Here is an 8346-nt window from a genome sequence, read left to right as displayed (position 1 = left end):
AGGATGTCCATCGATTGCGCGCGGGTGATGCGCGGCATGAATTCCATCGCCAGCGCCTCAACCCCAGCTGCAGCATATTCATCCACGCGCTTGCGCTGACCAAAAGGATCAAGCCCGGCGACAATCCATGCGCCTTTGGCCGCACCTTTCAGCGCCTTGGGATCGGGTCCCTGCACGCCAAGGACAATGTCTGCATCCTTGATAACCGCGCTGGCCGTGCCGATAGTCGCACCGACGGCTTCATAGTCTGCGTCGGAAATCGAAGCCGCAAGGCCTGCGCCTTTTTCGACGGCAACACTTGCACCCAGTCCGATGAATTTCTTCACCGTCTCCGGCGAGGCCGCAACCCGGGTTTCGCCGGATGCGACTTCCTTGAGAACTGCGATTTTGGTCACGTTATGCGATAATCAGCACGACGAGAACGGTGACCGCAACCGACGCAATGGTTCCCCATTTCAACAGCGAAAGAAACCCCGAATAGGTTTCACTTGCTGCGCGCATGTCCTGATTTCCAGCCATTTCAGCCTCCCTAAAAACCTGCCCCAAACATAGGCTATGCGGGGCTAATAGCCAGATGGGCGGTATTGCTCAAGCGCCTCGACCACAGAAATTTTACTGGATGCTTAATCGCCTCTTTACCTCTTCTTGTTACCGCATTGCTTCACCAAGTGCCCGATGGGATTTCGATGGCGGAAAAAGAGACACGATTGCTGATGCTTGTCGACGACGAGCCTGCCCAGTGCAGGTTGGTGTCGGCTATTGCCAGTCGTGCAGGTTGGCGGACGATTTTCGCCCGCGATGCCGAAACTGCCATTGCCATGCTGGGTACCCAGGATGGCATGATGCTCGACGCTATCCTTCTCGATCAATGGGTTCCGGGATCGGATGCCGCTACACTGATCGCCGAACTCAAATCGCGCCGTCCCGCTTTGCCTGTGTTGCTGATGACCGCCATCGGATCGACTGACAGCGCGATCGAGGCGATGCGTGCAGGCGCTTCGGACTATATCATCAAGCCAGTCGCGGCAGAGCGTCTCATCGCGGCGCTCAGTCTGGCCGCCGATCATGCCAAGGATTTTGGCGAACTCCAGCCATTGACGGAAAAAATCGGGCACCAGCTTGAATTTGACGAGATCATCGGTTCAGCACCTGCCTTCCGCACGGCGCTGGCCATTGCGGCGAAGGCGGCGCGTAGCAAGGCCCCGATTTTGATCGAAGGCGAAGGCGGAGTCGGCAAGGAAGTCGTTGCCGATGCCATTCATGCCGCGTCACCGCGCGCACGCTTGCCGTTCCTGAAAGTGAATTGCGGTGCTCTTGCACCCAATCTGCTCGATTCCGTTCTTTTCGGTCATGAAAAGGATGCATTTGCCGGCGCTTTTGATCGCCGCGTCGGCATATTGCAGCAAGCCGATACCGGGACTGTATTTCTCGACGAGATCGACCAGCTGCCATCGGAAACGCAGGTCCGGTTGGTGCGCTTGCTAACCGAGGGCGAAATACAGCCATTGGGTTCTCCGCACGGCTATCGCATCGATGTGCGCGTAATTACCGCCTGCAACCATGACTTGATGGCCAAAGTGGCGAGCGGCGCACTCCGCGAAGACCTGTATTACCGTATCAATGTGGTTCAACTCCACATACCACCGCTACGTGACCGTATCGGCGATATTCCCGCTCTTGCCCGCCACTTTCTGGGACGCATGTCAAACCAGCCTGGCCTGCGCAGCTTGGGGATTACCGAAGAAGCCCTTGAGCTTCTCCGCAACTATGACTGGCCGGGGAATGTTCGCCAACTGCAGAGTGCGCTTTTCCGTGCCGCAGTGCTCTGCGATCGCGATGCGTTGACGCCCGACGAATTTCCCCAAATCGCAACTGCAGTCGGCAGACGAACCGAAGCTGTATCCAGCCATAAAGAAGGTGCCGGCGTCTCGCTGTTCGAACAGGACGGCAATATGCGGCCGCTTGAGGAAATCGAGGCCGATGTCATCCGCCTCGCCATCGGCCATTATCGTGGCCGTATGACCGAGGTCGCCCGGCGCCTCGGCATTGGCCGATCGACGCTGTACCGCAAGCTTGCCGATCTAGGTATCGAAAGCAGCGCCGCTTAATTCTTCCCGAGGATCAGCGTGGTCGCCCACCATCCGCATAGGGATGCGGAACCGGTTAAAATTGTTCCCCAGATAATGTCGAGCACAGTCACCTTGGTGCTCCAAACCTTCAGCGTGGCATAGTTGGTCAGATCATAGGTCATATAGCAAAAGAAGCCGAGCAGCGCGCCCCAAAGCAAGGCGGTCTGCCACTTGCCGTTGTGCAACGCGGGGCCGACAGCGAAGATCATCATGCCCAATATGTAGAGCAGATAGAAGACCACCGCTGGCCCAAGACGGAAGCCACCCTCGTACATCAAGCTGCCGATTTCGGGTTTATACAGACGCTCATACATGGTTCGCAGCCAGACGCTGTCGATCAATGCAAAAGAGACGCCCGTCGCGATATAGGCGACAACATATTTTGCGATCATGGTTGAATCTCCTGCTTGAAGGATAGCATCGGAGCCTTCACAAACGATACGGGTGAAACCCGCCGCCTAACCCGCGGTCAAAGCTGCATCGCGCAAGCCGCGCCAGACATGGATCGCTTGCACTGTTTCAGGCACATCGTGAACACGAACGATATGAGCGCCTTGCTCGACGGCCTTCATCGCGAGGAAAATCGAGCCGCCCAACCGCGCGTCGGCGGGGGCCTCATTTGACAGGGCACCTATCATGCGTTTTCGACTGGCCCCGAATAGGACGGGACAACCGATGCCATGAAACAGAGACAGATTGTTTGCCAGTGTCAGATTGTCGGATAGCGATTTGCCGAAACCGATGCCGGGATCGACCAATAAACGGTCACGCGTAATCCCGGCTGCCACCAACGCCTCTACGCGCTCCTCAAGCCAGTCATACACATCGAACAGCACGTCATGATAGCCGTCACTCTTGTGCGGATCGCTCGACTGGCTAGGCGCGTGCATCAGCACAATCGGGCAGTTGCTTGTTTTCGCAACCTCAAGCGTGCGATCATCGAACAGCAAGGCCGAGATATCGTTGATCATCTTCGCACCCGATTGCAAGGCAGCCTCCATCACCGCGGCCTTGCGGGTATCAATCGAAACGGCGTGGCCCGCTTTGGCCAAGCGTTCGACCACGGGTTGCACCCGCTTGATCTCGTCGCCTTCCCAGACCAGCGGAGCGCCGGGACGGGTAGATTCGCCACCAATGTCGATAATGGCTGCACCAGCAGCTGCCATTGCACCGCCAGTCTGAGCTTGCGTTTCCGGATCGTCACCATGCTTGCCACCATCGGAGAAACTGTCCGGCGTGCAGTTCAAAATACCCATGACCCGTGGTTGATCGAGCAGGATGTTGCGCACACCCATTTTTAGCGCAGGCCGTGGCGACGTGATATTGGAAAGTTGCGACCGGGCCTTTTCGGCCAGCTCGGCCGGCAGTCTGCCAAGATACGCTACCAATTCGGCAAGAGGTACCAGTGCTTTTGACGCCCGCTGACCACCCTCGGTTTCGATGACTTCAACTGCCGAAAAATAGACCATCGTCCCGGCAAGCCGCGCGGCCTGCCCGTCAAACCCGATGGGCGTCTCGATAAATGCGCAGGGGCGTAGGTAGATCTGCCTCACGGCTCATTGGCGAGCAGATAATTCTGCCGCAACTCGTCAATTACCTTCAATTCGCCCTCACGGGTCTGGTAATACCAGAACATCCAGCCATTGCAGCTCGGCGCATTCTGCACCAGCGCACCGATTTTGTGGATCGAGCCATATTTGTTGTTCCACACAAGCGAGCCGTCGGCCCGGACAATCGCACCAAAGCGGCGCTTCTTGTCGGTCAATTGCGCGCCAGCCCGCAAATAGCCATTCTCGACCAATTGGCCAAAGGCAACGCGGGGTTGCGACTTGGGCGATTGCATCGTTTCAAGCGAACTTTCATCAAGCGGCAGCGCCATTTCGATGCGCTCTTCGGCGACCTTGCAATAAGTGCTGTCACGCTCACAGCCGATCCAATGCCGTTGCAGCCTCTTCGCCACCGCACCCGTGGTGCCAGTGCCGAAAAACGGATCAAGCACGACATCGCCTGGATTGGTGCAGGCAAGAAGGATGCGATAGAGCAGCGCCTCGGGCTTTTGCGTCGGATGCGCCTTGGTGCCGTTCAGCTTCAGACGCTCCTTGCCGCCGCAAATCGGGATCACCCAGTCCGAACGCATCTGCAGCTCGTCGTTCAGCGTCTTCATGGAGCGATAATGGAAGGTGTAGCGTGCCTTGTCGCTCTTCGCCGCCCAGATCAGCGTTTCATGCGCATTGGTGAAGCGCGTGCCTTTGAAATTCGGCATCGGGTTCGACTTGCGCCAGATGATGTCGTTGAGGATCCAGAAGCCCTGATCCTGCAACGTCGCGCCGACGCGGAAAATATTGTGATAGCTGCCGATAACCCACAAAGTACCGTCGGGCTTCAGGATACGGCGCGCCTCAGCCAGCCATTCTTGCGTGAATTTGTCATAGGCCGCGAAATTGTCGAACTTGTCCCAATCATCGTCAACGGCATCGACCTGGCTGCCATCGGGGCGCTGAAGATCGCCGCCGAGCTGGAGATTATAGGGCGGATCGGCAAAAACCATGTCGACGCAGGCATCCGGAAGCGACCGCATCGCCTCGATGCAGTCCATTTTCAGGATGCTATCGAGAGGCAGGCTTTTCTTATCAACTTTTGCGACCTTGGCTGCGGCTTTCGGCTTGACCGCAATTTTTTCCATAACACCCATTGAACGAGGCTCCCCGCCTGAACAGCGCAAATCAGAGGCCAGCGATGAGTCTTCGGAACTCGCAGGTCAAGCAGTTTCGATTGCTGCGAATCGTTGGATTCCCTCGCGGAATCGCAAATATGGGCGGAACGAAAGGAGTCCGGCACAAGATATGGAGTCTTACGATTCCAGCAAGACTCAACCCCTAGTGGTGTTGCTCTAAAGACTCACCGTCAAAGATTTTACATTCAGTTACAGCAATTCCATCTGCGCGACCGGGGCAAAACTCCGGCGATGCAGAGGCGTCGGCCCCAAGCGACGCAGCGCTGAGAGATGCCCGGCAGAGCCATAACCCTTGTTGGAGGCCCAGCCATAGCCGGGGTGCATCGCGTCATAACTGCGCATCAAACGGTCGCGATGCTCCTTGGCGATGATACTGGCAGCAGAGATGCAGGGGTGGATGGCATCGCCGCCAATTACCGCCTGTGCAGGGTAACGCCATTTAGGCAAGCGGTTACCGTCTACCAGCACTTGGACCGGCTCAATCGCTAACGCATCAACCGCGCGTGTCATCGCAAGCATCGTTGCCTGCAATATGTTGATACTGTCGATTTCCCCCACATCGGCGACGCCGATCGCCCAGCGACACGACGCCTTGATCTGCGCCTCCAATTGCTCGCGCTTTTTAGCACTCAGCTTCTTGCTATCGTCAAGACCGTCTATCCCGCCTTCGCAAAGCACAACGGCAGCAGCGACTACCGGGCCGGCCAATGGCCCCCTGCCCGCCTCGTCCACACCGACAATCATATCCGCCAAGCGGGATAGCGCCGGTTCTCGCCTGCGCTGTACAGGCATACGATATTTCCGGATGGATCCAACAGGCGTGCCTCGCGCCAGCCCCAGCTTTCATCCAGCGGCATTTGTTCGAAGGCAAAACCCTCGCTCAGCAATTCGCTCACCCAGGCATCAAGCCGCTTGCTTTCGAAATAGACGACGGTGGAAGTGCCGATATCTTCACTGGCGTGGATCGAGAAGGTTACGCCATTGGGTACCTCAAACCGGGCATAGCCGTTGGACGGGCTATCTACGATCTGCTGCAGTCCCAGCGCCTTGTAGAAATCGACCGATGCCGCATAGTTGGTGCAACCAACTGTCACCTGGTTGAGCGAAGGCCCTTCAACCATAGCGTCCTCACGGACATATTGGTGGCCCATTGGCCCATGGCCCTGCCCGAGTCCTGGCGCATCGTGGAGAGCAAGTCGAACAAACAGGCGTGCGCGTTCGATCGACTGTTCAAGCGTAAAGCCCTGCCCCAATCCGGTCGCAATAGCACTGGCGAGCGTGCAGCCGGTCCCGTGGGTGTTGCGCGTTTCGATCCGCGGATCGGCCCAGTCGAAACCTTGTCCCTCAGCCAGATCAAGGCGATCGACAATAAGGTCGCCTGCCGCATGCCCACCCTTGATGAGGAGCGGGATATGGCGTTCGAGCAAAGCCTCTCGCCCGCCCAACGCCTCCAGCTCAGGCAGATTGGGCGTCGTCAAAGTGGCAAGCCGCATCAAGCGTTCGAACGCCGAAATCGTATCGTCATCGGCAAGGATTGCCCCGCTGCTCGCAACCATTACGGGGTCGAATACAATCGGGCAGGACAATTCGGACAGGCTGTCCGCAACTGCATGCGCGGTTTCCGCACTACCAATCATCCCGATCTTGACTGCATCGACGCCTATGTCGCTGAGTACCGCCGCGATCTGGTCGATCACCATTTGCGTTGGGATCATATGGACCGCATCGACGCCCAGCGTATTTTGTGCGGTGATGGCGGTCACCGCTGTCATCGCGTGACCGCCCAACATGGTGACGGTCTTGATGTCGGCCTGAATGCCGGCCCCACCGCCGCTGTCGGAGCCAGCGATGATCAGGATGCGTGCGGTAGTCATCCCTTATACTTTCTCTCGGTTGAAGCTGGATATTTTTCCAGAAGCTTTGCCGAGCGCGTGGGCCTGTCAAGCAGCTCACCACCACAATTGGGGCAGCGTTCGTCGAGCGCATCGGCACATTCGGCGCAGAAAGTGCATTCGAACGAGCATATGAAAGCACCGCCAGATTGCGCCGGCAAATTGGCGCCGCACTTTTCGCAATCGGGGCGCATTTCGAGCATCAGGCGGCCTCCTCTACGGCAGCGCAGATACGGTCAACAACAGCACGCACCTGTTTGGCATCGTCACCTTCGGCCATAACACGGATCAACGGTTCTGTGCCTGATGGGCGAATGACTAGGCGCCCCGAACCCTCCAACTCCTTTTCCGCCTCGGCAATCACCGATTTGACCGAAACATTCTCCAGCGGCTTGCCACCCGAATAGCGTACGTTTTTGAGCAACTGCGGAACCGGATCGAAGAGATGCAGCAATTCACTGGCCTTCTTCCCGCTCTCGACCAGTTCGGCGAGAACCTGCAGCGCGGCTATGGTTCCGTCACCGGTAGTGGCATGGTCGAGCAGGATCATATGCCCTGATTGCTCCCCACCAACATTCATTCCACGCGCGCGCATTTCCTCCAGCACATAACGGTCACCAACCTTGGCGCGGACGAGCTCGAGATTCTGGCTTTGCAAATAGCGTTCAAGACCGAGGTTCGACATCACCGTTGCGACAATGCCTTTCCCACGTAACAAACCATTGCGGCTCATCGCGGTTCCGAGCAGTGCCATTATCTGATCACCATCAACAACGCGGCCTTGTTCATCCACGACAATCAGACGGTCGGCATCGCCATCCAGCGCAATACCTATGTCGGCACCTGCAGCGACCACGGTTTCCTGCAGCGTCGCCGTGTGGGTGGAACCGACGCGATCATTGATGTTCTTGCCATTAGGATTGACCCCAATCGCAGTAACCCTTGCTCCCAATTCCCAAATGGCGGCAGGCGCCACCTGATAGGCCGCTCCATGCGCGCAATCGAGCACGACATGCAGACCGTCAAAGCGGATATGCTCGGGCAAGGTCGCCTTTACCGCGTGGATATAACGCCCGCGCGCATCCTCAACGCGCCGAGCACGGCCGATATCCATCGACTTGGCAAGCTTGGGCGGCTGGTCGAGCAGCGCCTCGATCGCATGTTCGTCTTCGTCCGATAGCTTAAATCCGTCGGGTCCAAACAGCTTGATGCCGTTATCCTCATAGGGGTTATGGCTTGCCGAAATCATCACGCCCAGATCGGCGCGCATTGAACGGGTAAGCAGAGCAACGGCAGGGGTCGGGATGGGACCGAACTGGACGACATCCATGCCCACGCTGGTAAAACCGGCCACTAGCGCATTTTCAACCATATAGCCCGACAGCCTTGTATCCTTGCCAATCACGACGCGGTGTTTGTGATCGCCACGCAGGAAATGCGCACCCGCTGCCTGGCCGACCTTCATCGCCATTTCGGCGGTCATGGCGCTAGCATTGGTCCGTCCGCGGATACCGTCCGTGCCGAAATATTTCCTGCCGCCCAACTGTCAGACTCCCGTTATTTGTTACGCCCAGCCTTAGCCAGCCAGAAG

9 protein-coding genes and 1 pseudogene are annotated in these 8346 nt (G+C 57.6%); 1 reads left to right on the top strand and 9 read right to left on the bottom strand.

Annotated elements, in window-relative coordinates:
• Together PKC81_RS06305 and PKC81_RS06300 are read right to left on the bottom strand one after the other, a co-directional pair.
• A pseudogene (locus tag PKC81_RS06305) lies at positions 1 to 395 on the bottom strand (NAD(P)(+) transhydrogenase (Re/Si-specific) subunit alpha); the annotation flags it as partial.
• A gap of 1 nt (position 396) precedes the next feature.
• Complete coding sequence (locus PKC81_RS06300) at positions 397 to 519, bottom strand: aa3-type cytochrome c oxidase subunit IV (RefSeq protein ID WP_298603591.1); 123 nt, start codon at positions 517 to 519, stop codon at positions 397 to 399.
• Between the two features lie 167 nt (positions 520 to 686).
• On the opposite strand from PKC81_RS06300, the gene PKC81_RS06295 reads away from it, so the two are divergent.
• Positions 687 to 2108, top strand: a complete 1422-nt coding sequence (locus PKC81_RS06295) for a sigma-54 dependent transcriptional regulator (protein ID WP_324334209.1) — start codon at positions 687 to 689, stop codon at positions 2106 to 2108.
• Here the strand turns inward: PKC81_RS06295 and PKC81_RS06290 are convergent.
• From PKC81_RS06290 to glmM, 7 genes are all read right to left on the bottom strand, one after another.
• Complete coding sequence (locus tag PKC81_RS06290) at positions 2105 to 2521, bottom strand: DUF2177 family protein (RefSeq protein WP_324334206.1); 417 nt, start codon at positions 2519 to 2521, stop codon at positions 2105 to 2107. The genes PKC81_RS06295 and PKC81_RS06290 overlap by 4 nt on opposite strands.
• Positions 2522 to 2587: 66 nt before the next feature.
• Positions 2588 to 3682, bottom strand: coding sequence for a dihydropteroate synthase (gene folP, locus PKC81_RS06285; protein WP_324334204.1), 1095 nt, complete (start codon positions 3680 to 3682; stop codon positions 2588 to 2590).
• A complete protein-coding gene (locus PKC81_RS06280; RefSeq protein ID WP_324334202.1) occupies positions 3679 to 4821 on the bottom strand; it encodes a site-specific DNA-methyltransferase in 1143 nt (380 codons plus the stop codon). Before PKC81_RS06280 ends, folP begins: the two co-directional genes overlap by 4 nt.
• 231 nt (positions 4822 to 5052) lie before the next feature.
• Positions 5053 to 5607, bottom strand: a complete 555-nt coding sequence (locus PKC81_RS06275; protein WP_324334217.1) for a ribonuclease HII — start codon at positions 5605 to 5607, stop codon at positions 5053 to 5055.
• A complete protein-coding gene (thiD, locus tag PKC81_RS06270; RefSeq protein WP_324334200.1) occupies positions 5604 to 6737 on the bottom strand; it encodes a bifunctional hydroxymethylpyrimidine kinase/phosphomethylpyrimidine kinase in 1134 nt (377 codons plus the stop codon). The genes PKC81_RS06275 and thiD overlap by 4 nt, the downstream gene beginning before the upstream one ends.
• Positions 6734 to 6958 carry a DUF1272 domain-containing protein gene (locus PKC81_RS06265; protein ID WP_324334198.1) on the bottom strand — a complete coding sequence of 75 codons (225 nt, stop codon included), beginning with the start codon at positions 6956 to 6958 and terminating at the stop codon, positions 6734 to 6736. The genes thiD and PKC81_RS06265 overlap by 4 nt, the downstream gene beginning before the upstream one ends.
• Positions 6958 to 8298 carry a phosphoglucosamine mutase gene (gene glmM, locus PKC81_RS06260; protein ID WP_324334196.1) on the bottom strand — a complete coding sequence of 447 codons (1341 nt, stop codon included), beginning with the start codon at positions 8296 to 8298 and terminating at the stop codon, positions 6958 to 6960. Before glmM ends, PKC81_RS06265 begins: the two co-directional genes overlap by 1 nt.
• Positions 8299 to 8346 lie beyond the last annotated feature (48 nt).

It is taken from the genome of Sphingorhabdus sp., assembly GCF_035329025.1.
Lineage (GTDB): Bacteria > Pseudomonadota > Alphaproteobacteria > Sphingomonadales > Sphingomonadaceae > Sphingorhabdus_B.
The sequence above is the reverse complement of the archived record's forward strand: the minus strand, read 5'-3'. Positions and strand labels throughout refer to the sequence as shown.